This is a genomic window from Roseibium suaedae (assembly GCF_900142725.1).
Lineage (GTDB): Bacteria > Pseudomonadota > Alphaproteobacteria > Rhizobiales > Stappiaceae > Roseibium > Roseibium suaedae.
On the sequence record NZ_FRBW01000002.1, the window covers coordinates 313,197 to 332,436 of the forward strand.

Annotated in this window: 17 protein-coding genes; 4 read left to right on the forward strand and 13 right to left on the reverse strand. The window is 60.5% G+C overall.

The genetic code is table 11. From position 1 onward, the window contains the following. Positions 1-8: 8 nt before the first annotated feature. From BUA94_RS08450 to mgtE, 3 genes are all read left to right on the forward strand, one after another. Positions 9-824 (forward strand): transglutaminase family protein, encoded by an 816-nt coding sequence (locus BUA94_RS08450; RefSeq protein WP_073011808.1) that lies wholly within the window; start codon positions 9-11, stop codon positions 822-824. 74 nt (positions 825-898) lie between these two features. Further along, a complete protein-coding gene (locus BUA94_RS08455; protein WP_073011810.1) occupies positions 899-1,630 on the forward strand; it encodes a proteasome-type protease in 732 nt (243 codons plus the stop codon). A 104-nt stretch (positions 1,631-1,734) separates the two neighbouring features. Continuing rightward, positions 1,735-3,162, forward strand: coding sequence for a magnesium transporter (mgtE, locus tag BUA94_RS08460; RefSeq protein ID WP_084082005.1), 1,428 nt, complete (start codon positions 1,735-1,737; stop codon positions 3,160-3,162). A gap of 71 nt (positions 3,163-3,233) precedes the next feature. Here the strand turns inward: mgtE and BUA94_RS08465 are convergent, their stop codons facing one another. The 6 genes from BUA94_RS08465 to BUA94_RS23575 all read right to left on the reverse strand — a co-directional run bounded on the left by BUA94_RS08465 (position 3,234) and on the right by BUA94_RS23575 (position 9,825). Next, positions 3,234-5,168: a beta-galactosidase gene (locus BUA94_RS08465; protein WP_073011812.1), complete on the reverse strand. Its 1,935-nt coding sequence runs from the start codon at positions 5,166-5,168 to the stop codon at positions 3,234-3,236. Positions 5,169-5,330: 162 nt separating this feature from the next. After that, entirely contained in the window at positions 5,331-6,101 is a 771-nt protein-coding gene (locus BUA94_RS08470; RefSeq protein ID WP_073011814.1) for an ATP12 family chaperone protein, read from the reverse strand. After that, entirely contained in the window at positions 6,101-6,805 is a 705-nt protein-coding gene (locus BUA94_RS08475; protein WP_073011818.1) for an HAD-IA family hydrolase, read from the reverse strand. The genes BUA94_RS08470 and BUA94_RS08475 overlap by 1 nt, the downstream gene beginning before the upstream one ends. 95 nt (positions 6,806-6,900) lie before the next feature. Beyond that, the gene (locus tag BUA94_RS08480) at positions 6,901-7,680 is read right to left on the reverse strand and encodes a class I SAM-dependent methyltransferase (RefSeq protein ID WP_073013749.1); all 780 of its coding nucleotides are present in this window, start codon (positions 7,678-7,680) and stop codon (positions 6,901-6,903) included. A gap of 111 nt (positions 7,681-7,791) precedes the next feature. Then, positions 7,792-8,139, reverse strand: a complete 348-nt coding sequence (locus tag BUA94_RS08485; RefSeq protein ID WP_073011820.1) for a DMT family protein — start codon at positions 8,137-8,139, stop codon at positions 7,792-7,794. Between the two features lie 687 nt (positions 8,140-8,826). Next, entirely contained in the window at positions 8,827-9,825 is a 999-nt protein-coding gene (locus BUA94_RS23575; protein ID WP_073011822.1) for a hypothetical protein, read from the reverse strand. A gap of 223 nt (positions 9,826-10,048) precedes the next feature. Between BUA94_RS23575 and BUA94_RS23580 the strand changes: the two genes are divergently transcribed. Then, on the forward strand, positions 10,049-10,918 hold the full coding sequence (locus BUA94_RS23580) for an autotransporter outer membrane beta-barrel domain-containing protein (RefSeq protein WP_175558022.1): 870 nt from the start codon (positions 10,049-10,051) through the stop codon (positions 10,916-10,918). A gap of 7 nt (positions 10,919-10,925) precedes the next feature. On the opposite strand, the gene BUA94_RS08500 is transcribed toward BUA94_RS23580, so the two are convergent. The 7 genes from BUA94_RS08500 to BUA94_RS08530 form a co-directional block, all read right to left on the reverse strand. After that, on the reverse strand, positions 10,926-11,921 hold the full coding sequence (locus BUA94_RS08500; RefSeq protein WP_175558023.1) for a helix-turn-helix domain-containing protein: 996 nt from the start codon (positions 11,919-11,921) through the stop codon (positions 10,926-10,928). A gap of 475 nt (positions 11,922-12,396) precedes the next feature. Further along, positions 12,397-13,416, reverse strand: coding sequence for an RluA family pseudouridine synthase (locus BUA94_RS08505; RefSeq protein WP_073011828.1), 1,020 nt, complete (start codon positions 13,414-13,416; stop codon positions 12,397-12,399). A 150-nt stretch (positions 13,417-13,566) separates the two neighbouring features. Then, positions 13,567-13,950 carry a fluoride efflux transporter CrcB gene (gene crcB, locus BUA94_RS08510; protein ID WP_073011831.1) on the reverse strand — a complete coding sequence of 128 codons (384 nt, stop codon included), beginning with the start codon at positions 13,948-13,950 and terminating at the stop codon, positions 13,567-13,569. Positions 13,951-13,992: 42 nt separating this feature from the next. Continuing rightward, a complete protein-coding gene (locus tag BUA94_RS08515; RefSeq protein ID WP_073013750.1) occupies positions 13,993-14,841 on the reverse strand; it encodes a sterol desaturase family protein in 849 nt (282 codons plus the stop codon). 178 nt (positions 14,842-15,019) lie between these two features. Further along, the gene (locus BUA94_RS08520) at positions 15,020-15,823 is read right to left on the reverse strand and encodes a sterol desaturase family protein (protein WP_073011833.1); all 804 of its coding nucleotides are present in this window, start codon (positions 15,821-15,823) and stop codon (positions 15,020-15,022) included. Between the two features lie 61 nt (positions 15,824-15,884). Beyond that, complete coding sequence (locus tag BUA94_RS08525; RefSeq protein WP_073011835.1) at positions 15,885-16,676, reverse strand: sterol desaturase family protein; 792 nt, start codon at positions 16,674-16,676, stop codon at positions 15,885-15,887. A 75-nt stretch (positions 16,677-16,751) separates the two neighbouring features. Beyond that, entirely contained in the window at positions 16,752-19,139 is a 2,388-nt protein-coding gene (locus BUA94_RS08530) for a patatin-like protein (RefSeq protein WP_073011836.1), read from the reverse strand. Positions 19,140-19,240: the final 101 nt, after the last annotated feature.

Sequence of the window (19,240 nt, forward strand, 5' to 3'; positions counted from 1 at the left end):
TGTGAACGATGCGCCTGACCGTCCGGCACAAGACCCGCTACCGCTATGACATGCCTCTGGCAAACGCCATGCAGCAGCTGAGGCTCAGCCCGAGAGACTGTGCCGGACAGAAGGTGCTCGAATGGTCGATCGATGCCCCCGGCATCGATCGTGCGACCACCTACACGGACGCCTTCGACAACATCGTGCACATGGTCTCCGAGCAGAAGACCACGGAAAGCGTGGAGATTACGGCCACCGGCATCGTGGAAACGGAAGACCGGGCGGGCGTGGTCGGCGAAGAAAAGTCCGAAACGCCGGTGCGCATCTTCACCCGCATGACAGCTGTGACCCAGCCCAATCAAGCGATCCGCAAACTCGGCACCATCGCCGAGCGGCAGGACAAAATTGCCGGCTTTCACGAGCTGATGCACACAATCCGCGACAAGGTGGCCTACAAGATCGGGGTGACGGAAACCCATGCCACGGCCGCATCTGCGCTGGCTGCCGGCGAAGGGGTCTGCCAGGATCACGCTCACATATTCATCACGGCAGCCCGCTCCATCGGAACCCCTGCCCGCTATGTCTCGGGCTACCTGCTGCTTGAGGACGAACAGGCCTCGGAAGCCCATCACGCATGGGCCGAAGTCTATGTGGACGGCATCGGCTGGATCGCATTCGACATATCCAATGGTATCTGCCCGACCGACCGCTATATCCGCTTGACCACGGGCCTGGATTCGCGTTCCGCTGCTCCCATCCGGGGCATTCGGTTCGGCGGCAAGGACGAGAACATGAATGTCGAGGTTGAGGTAAACCAGGCAGCCAGCCAGCAGCAGCAATAATCCCTCGGGGCGCGCCCCTGGACCGTTTGCGCTCGGCCTCCCGTCTGGAAGGGCGCTTGAAGCAGGACGCGTGAATGACCTATTGCGTGGGGCTGAAACTGGACCGTGGGCTCGTGTTTGCAGCCGACACCCGGACCAATGCCGGCGTGGACAACATTGCCACTTTCAAGAAGCTGCATGTGTGGGAAAAGCCGGGCGACCGGGTGATCACGCTTATGTCTTCTGGCAACCTTGCCATCACCCAGGCGGTGGTGTCGATCCTCAGCGAGCATATCAACGCCTCGTCCAGCGACCGGCCGACCCTGATGAACGTGGACACCATGTTCCAGGCCGCCCGTCTGGTCGGCAGTGCCATTCGCGAAGTCCGTGCCATTGACGGTGAAGCGCTGCAGGCCAATGCGGACAATTTCTATGTCACGCTGATCCTGGGCGGCCAGATCAAGGGCGAAGAGCCGCGGCTGTTCCAAATCTACTCCGCCGGGAACTTCATCGAGGCCACCGACGACACCCGCTTCCTGCAGATCGGCGAGCACAAATACGGCAAGCCGATCCTCGACCGGGTAACCCGCCGGGACATGCGCCTTGGCGAAGGCGCGAAGATGATCCTGCTGTCCTTCGACAGCACCCTGCGTTCGAACCTGTCTGTCGGCATGCCGATCGATCTGCTGCTCTACAACACGGACAGTTATTCCGCCGAGCGCCAGCTCCGGATCTCCCAGGACGATCCCTATTTCCAGAAGCTCTCCGCCGGCTGGTCAAAAAGCCTGCGCGACGCATTCGTCAACATGGACGAGCTGGAAGTTTAATACCTTCGGCTCTTGGGCCCAAGCCTTGTGTCTAACTGCGATCACTGTCAGATAAACGTCATCGCTCTGTCTTAAAAGCCGCCGGACAGCGGGAGCCCATGACGATGACAGTGACCAGCACTCTTTCAGCCCCCTCACACACCATCATCTGGCACAGGGAACCGGCCAGTGAGGCGCTTGAGGCAAATGAAGAGACCCTTGACGCCATCCGGGCGATGATCAAGGCGGGCTCGCGCACCGAGCTGGTGGAAATGCTGAAGCGGTGGGATCCCATCGACGTGATGCAGCTCCTTGTCCGGCTGCGGCTCAAGCAGGCACGCAAGTTGTTCAACTGGCTGCCGGCCAATCCGTCGATCAAGGTCATCGCCGAACTTCGCCCGGAATACCGCTCCCTTCTCATGGAAGAAGCGACACAGGAACAATTCCGGGACATTCTGGCCGGGCTTGACCCGGAAGACGCTGCCGACATTCTCAACGGCTTCCCCGAAGACATTGCCGAGGCGCTGGCCCACAGGCTACCCGATGTCGAGGAAGTGACGTCCCGCCAGAGCTATGCGGATGACAGTGCCGGGCGGATCATGGCCCGCAAGTTCGTGGCCCTGCCCATGACCTGCAGCGTGGATGAGGCTGTCGCCCAGATCCGGGCCGACGCAAGCCGGATTCGCAAGGTCTATACGCTTTACGTGATTGATGAGGATGGCCGCCTGACCGGAACGGTCGAACTCGGCAAGCTTTTGCTCGCACCTGGCACGTCAACACTCGGCGCAATCATGAACCGGGACTTTCTGGCCGTTTCCTCCGATACGGACCAGGAAGAGGTTCTGCGCCTTGCCGCCAAGCGTGACATCCGCGCGGTTCCCGTCATTGACAGCCACGGCCGCCTGATCGGCCGGATTTCTCCCAAGCAGCTCAACCGGATTGCCACCGAGGAAGCCGCCGAAGACATGCTGCTCATGAGCGGCGTCTCGTCTGAAGCCAAGGCAAATGACGCGATCCTGCGCATTGTGCGGGGCCGCCTTCCCTGGCTTCTGACCGGGCTCATCGGCTCCAGCATCGCCGCAATGGTGGTGGGGTCCTTCGAGGACCAGCTGGCAACTGCGGCGATCCTCGCGGCCTTCATTCCCGTCACAATGTCCATGGCTGGCAATGCGGGCCTGCAGGCCTCGACCGTTGCCGTTCAGGGAATTGCCACCGGCAATATCTGGTCCGGCGAGATCACCCACCGGCTCCTGAAGGAATTTCTGGCCGCCCTGATGAACGGGGCCATTGCCGGCAGTATTCTGGCCTTGCTCACGCTGCTGGCCTCAACGCTGGTGCCCATAGAGGCGCCGCTGCATCTCGCGCTCGCCACCTCCCTGTCGCTCCTCAGTGTCACGACCCTCGCTGCCATGGTGGGGGCAACCGTGCCACTTGCGCTCAACAAGCTGGGCATAGACCCGGCCATGGCCACCGGGGTGTTCATCACCTCCTCGAACGACATTCTCGGCGTGCTGGTCTTCTTCCTGATGGCAACGACATTCTATCTGAGTTGAACCCCACTTCCCCTTTGCATGACCCGTGAGGGAAGTGGGAACATCAAGCTGCCCAATGCCGTGCTTTCAGCTCACTCCCGCCAGCAGGCAACGTCATAGGCAGCCAGCTCCCTGGTGCCAAGAAGAAGCGCGTCTTCGGACACGGGCACAGTCCAGCTCTGCGGACCATAATTGAAGGCAAAGACGAGATTGCCGCGACGGCGCAGGCGCACGTGCTCCGGCAGGTCCAGCGGCGAAATCCCTGCCTTGGCAAGCAGCATCCGGGCAAGGTCTTCCAGAAGATCCGGCTCCGGCCAGCCAGCCAGATAATGATGACTGCCATTAGCAACCAGCGCCGGAGCCCCCGTGCTGAACCGCGCCAGAACCTGCATGTCCGTTTCAATATTCTCACGCCAGCGCCGCACGGTGCCTTGAACAACACCCGTGACCTTCTCTTCAAGGCCAGGGCGCATGGATTCCACTTCCGCGACCTTCAGGGGCATGAGACCCTGCAGAAGCGGTCCGGGTGGCAGACTGTCCGGAATGGCGAAATTCCCGGTTTTGGATCCCGCGCGCGGACCAAAGAGAACCGGAGCCGCAGCTGTAGCAAAGGCAGCATGAGCCGCCTCGCTGACGATCGGCAATACCGGCACGATGACGGCCTTGTATCCGTCAAGCGACTGGCCGGCAGGCACTATGTCCACGTCGACACCCAGCTTGCGGAAGGCTTCATACCAGCGGATCAGAAGCATGCGGATATCGTAATCGTGGCCCTGCGGCTCGAATTGCAGCACCCAGGCAGCGGAATAGTCGAAGACCAGCGCGACCGGAGCCTTGGTGGTCTCCGGCAAGGAGCCCAGCGCGTCCAGTTCACCCGCCACGATGGCCGCTTCCCGTCCGCCCGGTGACATCTCACTGTCCGGACGCAGCAGGCCGGAATGCATCTGCTCCTGGGCAAACGGGCACTGGCGCCAGCGGAAATAGACGACCGCTTCGGCCCCATGCGCCAAGGCTTCCCAGGTCCACAGCCGGATCATGCCCGCTTCGGGAATCGCATTCCACTTTGCCCAGTTCACCGGTCCCGGCTGCTGTTCCATGATCCAGAACCGGCCCTGCCCCACGGCCCTGTAGTGATCGTGTTGCAGACCGGAGATATCCGGATGTCCGGTGCGCGCCCAGCGGATGCGCTCTTCCTCGCTGACCAAAAGGCTTTCCATCCGGCCTAGCGGATAGGAATCCCAGCTTGCCAGATCCATCATCCGGCCCATTTCGAAATGATCGAACGTGTGGGAATAGCCCATGGCGTTGTGGGTGACGAAACGGCCCGGCGAATGCGCCCGGATGATGTCGGCCTGCAGCTTGAAATAGTCCATGAACGCATCGGACCGGCAGCGCATGTAATCGATCTGGGTTGCCCGGTTGATGGCACAGACCTGACCGGCGGGCAGCTCCACCTCCTCGAACCGGGTTACCTGCATGGACCAGAACTCGTTGCCCCAGGCCCGGTTCAGCTCTTCCGGCGTGCCGTATTTCGCCTTCAGCCAGGATTGGAAATGCGCCCGGTCCACATCTCCCCAGGCAAACACCGTGTCGTCGCAGCCAAACTCGTTGTCGACCTGCCAGCCGATGACCGACGGATGGGCGCCATAGCGCTCGGCCATGGCGGTGACAATCCGGCGGGTCGCCTCGTGAAGCTTGGGGCTGACGACTGTGTAATGGCGGCGCGAGCCGAACTTGCGCACATTGCCATCCCGGTCCACTGGCAGGATCTCCGGATGAAGGTCGATCAGCCAGCGCGGGGGCGCTGCCGTCGGCGTGCCCAGAACGATCTCTAGCCCTTCTGCGGCCAGTGTCTCGATGGCCTTGTCCAGCCAGTCCCAATGGAAAATGCCCGGAGCCGTCTCCATCCGGGCCCAACCGAATTCCGCGATCCGGATGACCTTCAGACCCGCTTCCCGCATGCGGCGGGCATCCGTTGCCCACACGTCTTCCGGCCAGTGTTCCGGGTAGTAACAAGCTCCAAGCATTGGGAAATCCAGTTCGTCAGCGATCCGGCCCAGCCCTTGGGAGGGGTCAGGCACGATTTAGTTCGAGTGCTGGACGAATATGAAGAGGGCTCCGGCAGCCTGTCAAGGCAACCGGAGCCCGAATGCAAAGAAGCACAGGCGGCGTAGTATTCCGAGGGGAAATCAGGCCGCCAGAATGAGCGCTGCTGCGTCAAACTCGGAGCGCTTGTAGCGGCGCACTTGCGCGGCTTCCGCATCCTGCCCCCAACGCTCGATGTTGAAATCCTCTTCAACATGCGCGGCCTGCCAGACGTCGTCCGCGCTCAGACGGCCCTCCGCAAGCGCCAGCGACAGAACAGCAGAACCGGTCAGAGACGTGGCCGTGTGAAGGGCAGCAAGACGCAACGGCGACAGGGAACCGATGCGGGCACGATAAGCGGCAAGCAGAGCTTCCGGCTGCTCCTGATGCATGAGGCCCGCAATCAGAATGAACCGTCCGCCCAGCAGCTCTTCCGCCCAGGCAAGAACCGGGTCCCACAATTCGGTTTGACGGCGGCTCAGGCTCTCCGGATCATCCGCACGGTAGCAAAGGGCATCGGTGCCGCAGAACCTGGTGATGTCATCAGCCACTTCCGCAAACCGCACTGTGACCGCATCCTGCGCCGAGTTGGCAATGCGCGTAAGGGGCATGGTTGCCGGATTGATGACCTTTTCCTGCGCGTTCCATTCCGCAGCCATGGCATTGGCCACCGCTTCGAGCGGCACCGTCAGCTGCGCCCGCGAGGGGGTCTTCACCGGACGCCCGTCAAGATGAATGGCATAACCGCCCTCACACGCGACCGCAGCCGCTTCCTTGTAGAAGCGCTTGGGCAATTCGCGTCTGGACAGCTCGCGCGCCCGCTGTTCCGGGTCCCGCGCTGCGTCCTGTTCCAGGCTTTCCAGATAGTCGCGCATCAGACTGTTTCCCTGTCCAGATTAGTATCAAAGAGGTTGCCGAAACCGGGCAAGGCTGCAAGCGCGCCGTCCAGCTCGTCGAAATGAGGGATCACCGCATGGGCACCTGCGGCGGCAAGCTGGCCGGCATCGTGGTAGCCCCAGGTCACGCCGATTGCAAAGACGCCGGCAGACCGGGCCATCTCCATGTCATAGGACGTGTCGCCAATCATCACCGTGCGGGACTTGTCCGCTCCGGTCTCGGACAGCGCCCGGAGGATCATATCAGGGTGAGGCTTTGAGGGGGACGTGTCTGCGGTCTGAACCGTGACGAACCGTCCATGCAGGTCATGCACCTCGACCATGTGGTCGACACCGCGCCGGGCCTTGCCGGTCGCAACGCCGACCAGAACCTCATCCATGGCCGCCAGCCGGTCCAGTGCCTCGCGGGTGCCGGGATAAAGCGGATCATGATCCAGCCCGGCAGCTCTTCTGGAGATCTTGCTCGCCCGGTAGGCATCGCTCATGGCCCCGACCAGATGATGGTTCTCCGGTCCGACCAGTTTTGAAAAGGCCTCGTTCAGAGACAGACCGACGATGGAGAGACCCGTGCGCCGGTCCGGCATCGGCAAGCCGACGGCGGCGAATCCCTCTTCGAGACCATGCAGAATGGTCTCCTGGCTGTCCACCAGCGTTCCGTCGCAATCGAAGATGACGAGATACATGAAAACTCCAAAGCCAGCGCCCTTTTTGAAGGCGCGTCAGGTGCCGCATGTGGCCGGTTTTGCCCGCAAGGTCAAGGGCGGATGCGCTGCCGGCTTCACTCCGGCTTGCGCGCCATGAAAAGCGTCCAGCGGTCCCTCTCGCGGATTTTGCCTTCCTGTGGCGCATGGCTCAGCACTTCGGCAATCAGTGTCTCGAGATCGGTGTCATCCAGCTCATGAAGGAGAGAGCGGCCCGTCCGGTTCAGGAGGTCTTCTGCCAGGGCCTCACGACAGGAATAGATCTTGCGCGTCTCCCAGAGGGCGTGACACGCCAGCTCCTCAAAGCCTGCGGCCTTCAGCGAGGACTGAACCGTGTCCCTGTCCTGACGGCGGGAGACTTCCTTTTGCAGTAGATGCGGCAAGGCCTTGAAGAAATAGCCCCTGAGATGCTCCACCGATGCAGGCTGCAGAACATCCTCCATGGTCCGGTGCTGAATGAGAAAAAGCCCGCCCGGCTTCAGGACGCGCCAGGCTTCGTGAAAGGCTGGCATCAGGTCTTTGAGATGATGGATCAGCGCCCGCTCGAACACGATGTCAAAGGTGCCGCTTTCAAGCCCCGTCTCCTCCGCCCGCCCCTGCCGGAAGCAAATATTATCCAGGCCCGCCGATGTCTTCCGGGCCGTTGCGACCATCACCTGCGAGAAATCCACGCCCTCGACGGCCTCAGCGCCCAGCGCCTTCCAGGCCCGTGAATAGACCCCACCGCCGCAACCAATGTCCGCGACCCGCGCCCCTTCAGGCTCTGCAATCTGGATCATGGTGCTGGCCCACTCTTCTGGGGCCTCGCGCTTTGCATAGGTGTCCGCATTGCGCGGGGCATGAAAATCAATCGCCATAACTGCCTCCATCAAAATTGTATTCAGATGTATACAATTTTGATGGAGTCGTCCACCCTGTGGGTCCAGCCACAATTCATCTCGTCAAGGATGGAAAACCGCGGGAAGCGCTCAGCCCTTGAAGACGAAAGCCGCGCCAGCGGCAATCAGGGCAAAGCCGATCGCGTGGTTCCAGGTCAGGCTTTCCTTCAGCCACAAGACCGAAAATCCGGCAAAGACCACCAGCGTGATCACTTCCTGCATGGTCTTGAGCTGGGCCGCCGAGTAGACCGTGCTGCCCAGTCGATTGGCAGGAACAGCCAGGCAATACTCAAAGAAGGCAATGCCCCAGCTGACCAGGACGACCAGCGCCAGCGATACCCCCTTGTGCTTGAGGTGCCCGTACCAGGCAAAGGTCATGAACACGTTGGAAGCCACCAGCAGCAGCGGCGGCAGAAAGAAAGCCATGGATTGCGGCATCTGAAACCCGGATCTGGGAGGGACTGCGAACCAGCCTCTGCTGAAAGAGGCTGCCTGCAAGATGCAGTAGATAAGATATCCAGCAACAAAGGAAAGCTGTTTCTTGGACCTTAAATTTGCAGGTGTTCAAGAAGGTCAGCACAGGAACGAACAGAGGTTTGACACAAGCTGTTCAGCATGGCTGAGGCTGTCATCAGAGCACAACGCACACGAAATGAAATGCATAGACACACTCAGCAACTATAACTTGCCGAACCACCCTTCTTTCCCGATACTGTTTGCGAAACCAGATTACTGGGGGTGAATCGACATGCCGGTCAGAATCCGCACCAGACAAAGCCCCAAACACCATTCCCTGCTCGGCCCCGGGCTGGCAGCGATGATGGTCAGCCTGTCGGTGCCGGAAGCTCTGGCTGCCAGCTGCAAGAATGACGGCGGCCTGGCCTTTCTCGGAAAAAACCGGGCTGATACCCGTTCGGTCTGGATTTCGGGAACCACCGGCGGTGATTTCAGGCTGGATGCAGCGCAGGGCAATCAGACCGTAGACACCTGGTCACTCTCCAGCAGAGGCCTGCACCTATCCGTGTCGCCTGTGGTCTCGAACGGGAACGGTGGCACCCATAAGCTCTACAGTCTGGATGGTGGCAAGGATTGCCTGCTGGACACCCAGAACCAGAAGCGAGACTTTCACCTTCCCGACAACATCAAGCCCCCCGGCTTGATCAAACCTCCGATCGGCCATCTGTTTCCGGATTTTGCGCGACCCACTCCCCCTATTGGCTTGATCCCACCATCAGGCGTCATGCCGACACGGCCAACCCTGCCAGGAGGGCCCGGTACCGTGACACCGCCCATCGGAACACTGCCGCCGACTGGCGCGATGCCGACAAGACCGGGAGCGCCGGGAACAGTGTCCCCACCGATTGCCACGCTGCCCCCATCAGGCGTCATGCCGACACGGCCCACGCGGCCGGGAGGGCCCGGCGCCGTGACGCCGCCCATCGGAACACTGCCTCCGACTGGCGCGATGCCCACAAGACCGGGAGCACCCGGCACAGTATCTCCGCCGATTGCCGTTCTCCCGCCAACCGGCGTCATGCCAACACGGCCAACCCTGCCAGGAGGGCCCGGTACCGTGACACCGCCCATCGGAACACTGCCCCCGACCGGCGTACTGCCCACAAGACCGGGAGCACCCGGCACAGTATCCCCGCCAATTGCCACGCTGCCCCCATCAGGCGTCATGCCGACACGGCCTCCCTTGCCGGCAGCACCTGGCACCGTGACGCCGCCCATCGGAACACTGCCTCCGACTGGCGCGATGCCCACAAGACCGGGAGCACCCGGCACAGTATCCCCTCCAATTGCCACGCTGCCCCCATCAGGCGTCATGCCGACACGGCCAACCCTGCCAGGAGGGCCCGATACCGTGACACCGCCCATCGGAACACTGCCGCCGACTGGCGCGATGCCGACAAGACCGGGAGCGCCCGGAACAGTATCTCCGCCGATTGCCAGGTTGCCACCATCAGGCGTCATGCCGACACGGCCTCCCTTGCCGGCAGCACCTGGCACCGTGACGCCGCCCATCGGAACACTGCCGCCAACAGGCGCAATGCCGACAAGACCCGGAGCGCCCGGCACAGTGTCCCCACCGATTTCCGTTCTGCCACCAACTGGCGTCATGCCAACTAGACCGGGCCGGCCAGATAGACCGGGCGGCGTAACGCCCCCAATCGGCCCGGCTCCGCCCGACCATCAGCGCCCGGCCCGCCCGGGTCTGCCGGAAGGATATGTGCCGGTCTACCGGACCGATGGACAACTCGCAGGCTATTGCATCGATCCTCGTTCCCTCGATGAAGCCTCTTCAGCAGACGAAGTCCAAGCCATCTGCCGAAGAGAGGATCTGATGGCAGCAGGCAGGCTGCAAGAACAGGACGACGTGCCCCTTACGATGGCACGCGATCTGATCGAACCCAGCCGTTGGAATGCCTGGACACAGGTGACCGGCCTAACAAGCAACGACCAGCGCTTCGGACGGGACTTTCAAACTCTTTCCGGCTCAGCCGCCTTCGGGATCGACCGCAAGCTCACGGAGAACCTTGTCGCGGGATTTTCCCTGACACTGGAAAGCACCAAGACGGACGGGTTCAATTCCAACCTGCGGATCGACACCCAAGGGTTTGAAGTCGGGCCTTACGTTGCCATGCGTCTGTCGCAACATTGGGCCGTCGATGGATCACTCAGCTATGGCTACGCGACCAACGAAAATGAGCTACTGGTGCTTGATGGCAACTACAGCAGCCATCAGTTTGGCGCGAGTTTCAGCCTTCACGGCCAATATGCCCTCGATGATTTTCAGATCCGTCCCAAGGCGACCCTGACCTTCAACCGGGTATTTTCGGAAGGATACGACCTTTCCGGAACGATCCTGAACCAGACAATCGCCATTCCAATCGATGGAAATGCCGCCTCGCTCGGAACCCTCGAGCTCACAACGGAAATCAGCCGGCAATTCGACCTGGGAGACGGGAAGTTCCTCCAGCCCTATCTGGAAGCGGGCGCAGTCTATGAATATCTGCGCGCCAATGATGGGAAGATTCTTGATGGCAACCTGCATCAGGTCACCCCTTCGCCCTGGAGTTTTTCCCTGCAGGCGGGCGCAACAGCTCTGCTTGCGCAGAATGTCAGCCTGGATGCAAAGGGCGGTTACATGAGCTTTGGCCAGAATGGCCTTGATGTCTGGGAAGGTGAATTGCGGGTGGCAATCGGCTTCTGATCAGACCTCAGGCAGCCTGAAGCCGTGACAGCCAGTCAACGAAGGTTCCATCCGAAGTCTGGCCAGACTCCGCACCGGGCAGCTGGGCATATTTGACTTCGCTCGGGTTGACGCCGTAGCGATCCCGGAACTGGCGGCTGAAGGCCGGCATGTTGGTGAAGCCAAAGTCATAGGCGACGGAACTGATCAGCTTGCGCTCGCCGGACTTCAGCAGGGCACTGCGGCAAGCTGCAAGACGGCGCGTCTTGATATAGGTCGCGACACCGCCGTGAGGCTCGAAAAGATAATAGAGATTGCGCCGGGACAGGCCGAGCTGGGCGCAGATCATGTCCGGGGACAGATCCGGCGACTTCAGATTTTCGGCAATGAACCGCCGGACCCTGTCGAATTGCACGGCCGTGATGGGCGCGCGCGCTGCCTCGAGTGTCGCTGGTGTCTGGCGCACCATGGCGCGCACCAATGATCCGAGCGCATCATTGACCGCAGCCGCATCCATGACTGTCAGGGTGTCGGCCCTCTTCTTCACTGTCAGGATGAAATCAACGATGATCTGGGACATAGGTCCTTTCACGCTCAGCTGGGAAGCCCGGTCCAGTTCTTCGGCAATGTCCCAATAATCGTCCCGGCTGAAGAACAGGCTCGAATAGCTCGCGGCCTCAAGCTTTCCGGCGAAAGGCATCGCATAGGAATACATGGCAAGATCCCCTGCCCCGACATTGAAGCCGCGCTGATCGCTGTTGACGGCAATGCTGCCATCCGTGACGACGCCCAGGCACCAGTGATCGAGCCGAGACCGGCGGATCGCTTCATCATTGTAATTGATGATGAGTGGCGGGAAGTCATAATTGCACATGACGACCTGACCGAGCTGATAGAGTTCGGCGCTGGCAACGAACCCTTCTTTGCGCTCCCCTACGGTCTCAAGGTCGGCCATGCCCATATTGAAGCCGCACCAGGCATCGAATTGCTCATGCTGACTGAAATTCTCCGTCGAGAATTTCATGCCAGGAATTGCCCGCGCCTCAGGCGCTTTCGAGCCACGCTCTTCCATACTCTCGTATTACCCCGATAAATTCGCCCACCAGGCACCCTTCCTCTGGACCCGTTTCTTTGGTCGCGAGGAGCACGACTTGCCCTAAGTCATGCGGTTTTCTGACAATGCCTGAAGATAGGAAGATGCCAGAAACAACAGGAGAAAGACAACTTCTGCGTTGCACGAATATGAAGCAGACGCGGCCAATTCCGGAGCGGTTGCCTTTTTCACGCAAACATTTTCGTGAAAGAGGCGGAAAACCGGTCAGGTAACCAGGATCAAGATCCTGCCCCAGAACAACGGAGCCCAGCCCCAGCCACTTGAATCAATCTCTCAGGAACAAGAAAAAGCCTTTTATAGACAACACCTTGAACACAGAATCGGAATCAACCCGAGAAGTCCTGTCAGAAAAAAGGCCGGAGAGATCACCCCTCCGGCCCTTGTCTCAGCGCTTGGCGAGATCCTCATCCGGCTCATCCGTGTCCGGATCATAGTCGGTGGTGTCGAAGCCAAGGAGATTCCAGGTCTGCTGCATGTGGGGCGGCAGGGGAGCGGAGACATCAATCATGCCATGTCCGGACGGATGCGGGATGACGATCCGGCGGGCAAGCAGATGCAGCCGGTTCTGAATGCCGCCGGGCAGCTCCCAGTTCTCGATGTTGAAATACTTGTCGTCCCCGATGATCGGATGGCCGATATGGGCCGCATGGGCACGCAGCTGGTGCGTGCGGCCGGTCACCGGTTTCAGGGTCACCCAGGAAAGCTTCTGGGCTGACTGCTCGAACACCGAGTAGATCGAGACAGCATGCTGGGCGCTGTCTTCGCCATGACGGGCAACCTTCATCCGCTCCTCGCCCTCGTCGCGGGCCAGATAGGTGGAGATGCGGCCCTGCTTCGGCTTGGGGACACCGGCCAGCATCGCCCAGTAGATCTTGCGCGTGTTGCGATGGCGGAAGGACTTGGTCAGCTCCTGGGCTGCCAGACGGGTCTTGGCGACCAGAATGATGCCGGACGTTTCCCGGTCGAGCCGGTGGACGAGACGAGGCTTATTGCCCTTCTTGTCGGTGAAAGCATCCAACATTCCATCCAGATGGCGCTTCAGCCCGGACCCGCCCTGTACGGCCAGACCGGCGGGCTTGTTCAGCACCATCACCTGGCTGTCCTCGTAGAGCATCATGCCTTCGATGGCCGCCCGGTCGCTCTCGACCAGCTTGGTCGATTTCGGCTTGGCGTTCTTCTTGTCATCCGCAGGCAGCTCAATGCCCAACGGCGGAATGCGCACGATCTGGCCATTGGCGAGGCGGGTGTTGGTTTCCGCCCGCTTGCCGTCCACGCGCACCTGTCCGGTCCGCAGCAGCTTCTGCAGATGGCCGAAGCCGAGCCCCGGGAAATGGACCTTGAACCAACGGTCGAGGCGCATGCCCGCCTCATCGGCGATCACTTGTTTCTGTTCAATACCGGACATCAGATTTCTCTCGGGCGCCTCAAAAGGCGCGTCTCGCAGTGTGTGGCACAGTGCCCCTGCGCAATTTGTCCCCGCGTATAGGCGTAAATGCGCAAATTTGGAAGCCCTTCCCGCAGGAACAGGACCCGCCACCTCAACAAGGTGCCCTGTTCAGGCCGCCAGATGGCGCATGATCTGCAGCCCGGCAAAGACCGCCGCCAGCGAGACAATCACCGACAGGGCGATGTAACCCAGGGCCAATTCCCATTGCCCCCGCTCCCAGAGCACTGCCGTGTCCAGCGAGAAAGACGAGAAGGTCGTGAAGCCGCCCAGAAAGCCGGTGGCAAACAGCAGCCGGATGTCCTGCGCATGGGGAATGTCGTGACGGGCCAGAAAGCCAATGAACAGGCCCATGATCAGGGAACCGGCCACATTGACCGTCAAGGTGCCATAGGGAAATCCGGGACCGAATGTCCGAAGCGCCAGAAGGCCGACCAGATGGCGCCCCCCTGCCCCGAAACCGCCACCCAGCATGACGAGAAAGAGATGTTTCATGCAGGCAGCCTATCCATCCTCGTGTCCGGCATCCAGAGAGATTTATTCGCCGGGGGCACGCGCACCCGCATCCCGCACCAGATCCGCAGACTTTCCTTCCGCCGGCGCTTTTGACGGGGCGACAGCCTCATTGCCCGGCTGGCCAATGGTCTCGAACACCTTCACCTGCTCATCATAGTTCGGAGCGATCGTGCCGCAGACCCGATCCCAGAAGGAGAAGAAATTCGCGAAATTGTAGCGGAACTTGGAGTGGTGCTGATCGTGGAAGGTCACGCAGACCATTGGCGAGGGCAGCCGGGAAAGGGGCGATGCATAGAACTCGAAACCAGAATGGCCGATGGTACCGTTGAAATGGTCCCACAGCCGGTGAACGATCAGCACTTCGATCGGGATCGGCAAGATGACCACCGCCCACAGATAGTAGCACTGCATGACGAAGGCATCGACCAAATCGTCCGAATAAGTGCTCCAGACGGTGGGTGCGACCGAGCGGTGATGCTCCGCATGAAAGCGGTACATCAGCTTGGTGTGCATGAAGCGGTGCCCCCAGTAGAACCAGGTGTCGAAGGCAACCACGGACACGGCGAACATCAGGATCGCCGACCACCAGGTCAGCGGCAGCGGATCAACCAGGGTCCAGCCCTTGTAGGACAGGAAGATGCCCCCGGCCATGCAGCCTGCGGTGACCGTCAGCGACCAGACGCTCTGGCGGATTTCCTTCCACATGCGCTTTTCGCCGCGGCGGTTCTTCTGGATCCGGTGCTCCGGATGACGGTTCTGGATCTGCACCAGAACCCAGCCGGTCGCGAAATAAAGAAAGACATTGATGCCGTAGACCGCCGCATAAAACGGCAGGAATTCAAGCAGAATATCAAGAACTTGGGTCAACATGGCTTCCCGGTCATCGTAACATGCGCCAAACGCGCAAGGCCGCATGAAAAACTCCAGCGGCTCCGCCCCGCCGAAATCGCGAAGGCCCAGACTTTCGCAAATTGTGCCGCACTGCATTGCACTGCATCAAGGCCTAATCGTGATTTGTTGCAATCCGCCTGTTTGCAGAACCGCCAAATCAGACTTGTGACGTCGTCCGGGACACCTTGGTGATTGCGCTGTCCGGCACATCTCCGGTCTCTTCCATCTGGCGGACGAAGTCGTCATAGCCTGGATGAACGGTTCCGCAAAGCCGGTCCCAGATCGACAGGAAATTGCCGAAATTATAATGGAACTGGGAATGATGCAGGTCGTGGAACGTGGTGCAGATCAGCGGGAACGGCCAGCGGGAGCTCTTTGAGGCAAAGAACTCGAAGCCTGAATGACCGATCATGCCGGAGATCTGGTCAAAGAGGCGCAGGGCAAAGACACTGAGTGCGGGCACCGGCAGCACGAACCAGACCACGAAATAAAACCCGTGCTCGATCAAGGTGTCGATGGTGGTCGAGCTGTCATTGCTCCAGACCGTGGGCGCAACGGACTTGTGATGGGGCAGATGCCACTTGTAGAGCGGGCCCCAATGCAGGATCCGGTGCCCCCAGTAGAACCAGGCGTCGAAGAGCACGAAGCAGACCGCAAACATCAGCGGGAAGGACCACCAGCTCAAGGCAAGCGGGGAGACCAGTGTCCAGCCCTGGGTTTGCGCGAAATAGCCGGAAGACAGCAGCAGCGAAGAGGTGATCAACGCCTTCACCGAGGCGCGGATTTCCAGCCACATCCGGCTCATCCCGTCACGGGTCTTCTGGATCCGCCGTTCCGGATGGCGTTTCTGGAAGGCCACAAAAAGATAGCCGGTGACGAAATAGACGGTCAGGTTAGCGCAGCACACAAGCGCAAAGACCGGCAGGAAATCCAGAAGCGTGCTCAAGACCTGATCCAGCATTTAAATCCTGAAACCCATTCACGTGCAGCTGTGAGCTGTTCATCGCTCACAGCAGACGGACCTATTTGGAAACTACCGATTCCGCACCCTTGTCCTTGGTGCTGACATTTTCGAAATACAGCACCCGGTCATCGTATTTCGGATGCATGGTGCCGCAAAGCCGGTCCCAGAGGGAAAAGGTATTGCCGTAATTGCATCGGAAATTCGAGTGGTGCTGATCGTGAAAGACGGTACACAGCCCCGGCCAGGGCGCGCGCGCCCCTTTTCCAGCAAAATACTCGAAACCGCAATGGCTGATCATACCTGTGACCTGATCATAGAGCTTGTGCACGATGATGACTTCCGGCGGAACGGGTAGAACGAAGGGCAGAACCAGAAAATAGCCCTGTTCGATCGTGGCACCGACGAAGGAATCGTTGTTGTTGCTCCAGGTCGTCGGCGTGATGGACCGGTGATGCAGCTCATGGAACCGGTAGAGCAGCGGCGTGTGCAGCGCCCGATGGCCCCAATAGAACCACGTATCGTAGAGCAGGAACGACAACACCAGAAAGGCGATGAAGGACAGAACAGTGGTGTCCACCGCAGCGAGAAGTGTCCAGCCGGAGGCCTGCGCAAAGATACCGAAGGAGACATAGAAGGAAATGGAGATCAGAGCCACCAGGCTCTGGAGAATGTCTTTCAGATCCCGTGAAGACCGTTTGACCGTCTGGATCTGCCGCTCGGGATGAAGCTTGCTGATAAGGACCAGAATGGACCCGAGACCAAAATAAATGCTGAGCAGCACAAGATAGAGAGCCCCCCAAAGCGTCAGAAAGCCACGCCAGGTCCCCGGCTCAATCAGCAAATCAATCATGTCAGCCTGTATGAGGAGCCCGCGGCAAAACCCGGCGCCGCTCCCCATTCCCAATCAAATCACGTTATAGAACGTTCAACCCTCCCGCGCTGCAACAAGATTGTCAACCAGAAGCATCGCCCGCAAGGACGGGATGAGCGCAGGGTCCGCCGTCAGTTTGGGATCTTCTTCTTCCAGAATTGCCTTGAAGATCTGATCGCGCAGGGCCTCCTCTTCCAGAGCATCGGGCTTGCCCGGACCGGCGGCAGACAGAACCACGCTGATCAGGCGGTCCGCCGCGTTCAGACGGCCCCAGAGATAATCATGCTCCCGCCAGCCGCGATTGAAGAAGGCCCCGAAGGAATTGAGCGCAGCTCCCTTCAGCCTGAACCCCTCCCCGCTCAGGCGGCAGGCATCCTTCGGACTGATCCGGTCAATCAGGATCTCGCTCACTTCGGAAAAATCGTTGCTCTGCAGCAGCGGCAGGGTCACCAGATCATAGAAGGCAAAGCCCACATAGCTGCGCAGGAGATCGCGCCACAGCTCTTCGGGCAGAAGCTCCGCGCCCTTCACGGCGAAAAGCTCATCCTGAAGCCGGTCGAGATCCGGCAATCCCATGAGAGATTTCAACTGGGCGACCAGACCTTCCAGTATGACCGAGCTTTTCTCGCCCGGCCCCGCCAGCTCCACGTCCGCGAGCTGTGAGGCAAGATCAACCGTGCTCTTGCCATAGAAGCCAGCGTCCCAGCGGTGGACCAGATTGTCGATCTGCTCATAGAGCAGGCTCTTGAACTCATCGACCTTGCCCGGGTCGCGCTCCTCATAGCCTTTCCCAGCCACCTGCTGGTAAAAGCTGTTGAGCTTGCGGATGGCAAAGCGAAGCCGCCGGATCCGGAAATCCACATCCAGACCTCGCAGGAACAGAACCACTTCATCGCCAACTTCGGGGGGCCCATCCTCCAGGCTCTCGGTAAGACGGGACATATACTCTGCCAGACAGGACAGGAGCCCGTCCTGGCGGGCATCCTGCCCCTGTTTCCGGGCAAGCGCCACCATCAAACCGGAAAGACGCAGCGAGACCGCCTGAAGCTTCAAGGCCTCGTAGTTCAGGAAGGCATAACCCGCCTGCCGGTGAGCTGCGCTGTTGGCCTTGGCGCGGTATCTGGTCAGGGCCTCGGGCTGGATCTTGCCCCTGCCCGGCACAATCTTGCGCACGGCCTTGTCGACCACGGGAGCTGCCGCCGCGATTGTCTGTGCCAGCCAGCGTCCACGGCGGTTGCGTTCTTCGATATCGCGCAGGTCATCGCCCACCGGCTCGTTGCGCGGGATATGGGCAAGTGACGCAAGGATCGTGCGGAAGAACCCAGGCAGCGGCGGCAGAGCGGCCTCCGGGTCCTTCACAGCCGCCGGAACCGGGTCCACATAGATCAGGCGCCGCGCCACTTCCCTTGCTGCGGGCCGGTTGCGGATCGTTTCGATCACCGGACTGAAGGGCTTGTTCATCACCACGCTGCCATCCACGAAGCAGCGGTGCGACAGATCCTCTTCCTTGAGCTCCAGACTGCGGGAGATAAAATCCTGACGATGCGGCCAGGGGTCTTTGCGGCTGGCCAGCACCTCATCCATTTCAAGGACGGTTGCGGGCGGAAACGCGCCGGGAAACGATGAGGTGGCACGGGCGGCAAAGACCAGTTCCGGCACACAATCGGGGCCAAAGTCACTCTGCAGGAAGTAAGGAACCCGATGCTTGGCATGGAACCGCAGCAGCCGGCGGTGATCCCACTCCTCGACATAGGCGGGATCGTCAATGTGGATACGGCGCACCTGACCGCGATAGTCCGTCAGCGTCACGAACAGATCCAGCGTCTGGCTGCGCGGGATCAGCGTTGCGCCGGACTTGTGATGCCGGTCCATTTCCGCGCAGGCGTCCAGCATCCAGCCGCTGAACCGCTCTCCGGAAAAGGGCGGCGTGAACCAGCGTGACTGCATCAGCGTCCGCAGCTTCTCACGCGTTTCCGCATCCTCGATATCTGTCTTCAGCTGGCGGGTGATCATCCGGTCCAGCATCGGGCTGATGCCAGACTTCAGGTACCCTTTCAGGCCGTTTTGCGGCCGGGCGAGCTCAGTCACATCCGCATTCTTGAGCCACAGGGAGGTATGCGCATCAAGCGGCAAATCATGGGCAATGGCCCGGGCCAGCATGATGCCGTTGACGCCGCCGGCTGAGGCCCCGGCGATGGCATCCACGACGACGCGGATATCCAGGCTCTTGCCGATCCGGTCGAGTAGCGCTTCATAGGCAAGCTGGGTTGGCGAAGGGGTGCGCTCCATGACGGGCGCCACACCATTGCGGCCGATCCGCTCACTCCGGCAGGCAGAGGCCCTGACCAGATTGAGCACCTCGCGGCTGACCCCGTGCATGTAGATGGCCAGCGAGACGCCGCCGTAAAAGACCAGCGCCAGTCTGAGTTCGATTTCCTTCATGGACGACTGTCCCCAAGAGCTGCCCCGGCTTTCCCCCCAAGGGCTGCTTCCCACCTGAAAGCCTAGACCCAATCCCTTAACGGAGCCCTGCAACCGGGAAC

Bases quoted from the DNA above. Each gene is read 5' to 3' on its own strand.
- BUA94_RS23580 (WP_175558022.1), top strand. From the start codon at position 10,049: ATGGCAGCAGGCAGGCTGCAAGAACAGGACGACGTGCCCCTTACGATG.
- BUA94_RS08525 (WP_073011835.1), bottom strand. From the start codon at position 16,676: ATGATTGATTTGCTGATTGAGCCGGGGACCTGGCGTGGCTTTCTGACG.
- BUA94_RS08515 (WP_073013750.1), bottom strand. From the start codon at position 14,841: ATGTTGACCCAAGTTCTTGATATTCTGCTTGAATTCCTGCCGTTTTAT.
- BUA94_RS08450 (WP_073011808.1), top strand. From the start codon at position 9: ATGCGCCTGACCGTCCGGCACAAGACCCGCTACCGCTATGACATGCCT.
- BUA94_RS08480 (WP_073013749.1), bottom strand. From the start codon at position 7,680: ATGGCGATTGATTTTCATGCCCCGCGCAATGCGGACACCTATGCAAAG.
- BUA94_RS08465 (WP_073011812.1), bottom strand. From the start codon at position 5,168: ATGCTTGGAGCTTGTTACTACCCGGAACACTGGCCGGAAGACGTGTGG.
- BUA94_RS08475 (WP_073011818.1), bottom strand. From the start codon at position 6,805: ATGTATCTCGTCATCTTCGATTGCGACGGAACGCTGGTGGACAGCCAG.
- BUA94_RS08500 (WP_175558023.1), bottom strand. From the start codon at position 11,921: ATGAAATTCTCGACGGAGAATTTCAGTCAGCATGAGCAATTCGATGCC.
- crcB (WP_073011831.1), bottom strand. From the start codon at position 13,950: ATGAAACATCTCTTTCTCGTCATGCTGGGTGGCGGTTTCGGGGCAGGG.
- BUA94_RS08455 (WP_073011810.1), top strand. From the start codon at position 899: ATGACCTATTGCGTGGGGCTGAAACTGGACCGTGGGCTCGTGTTTGCA.
- BUA94_RS08470 (WP_073011814.1), bottom strand. From the start codon at position 6,101: ATGCGCGACTATCTGGAAAGCCTGGAACAGGACGCAGCGCGGGACCCG.
- BUA94_RS08505 (WP_073011828.1), bottom strand. From the start codon at position 13,416: ATGTCCGGTATTGAACAGAAACAAGTGATCGCCGATGAGGCGGGCATG.
- BUA94_RS08530 (WP_073011836.1), bottom strand. From the start codon at position 19,139: ATGAAGGAAATCGAACTCAGACTGGCGCTGGTCTTTTACGGCGGCGTC.
- BUA94_RS08520 (WP_073011833.1), bottom strand. From the start codon at position 15,823: ATGCTGGATCAGGTCTTGAGCACGCTTCTGGATTTCCTGCCGGTCTTT.
- mgtE (WP_084082005.1), top strand. From the start codon at position 1,735: ATGACAGTGACCAGCACTCTTTCAGCCCCCTCACACACCATCATCTGG.
- BUA94_RS08485 (WP_073011820.1), bottom strand. From the start codon at position 8,139: ATGCCGCAATCCATGGCTTTCTTTCTGCCGCCGCTGCTGCTGGTGGCT.
- BUA94_RS23575 (WP_073011822.1), bottom strand. From the start codon at position 9,825: ATGACGCCAGTTGGTGGCAGAACGGAAATCGGTGGGGACACTGTGCCG.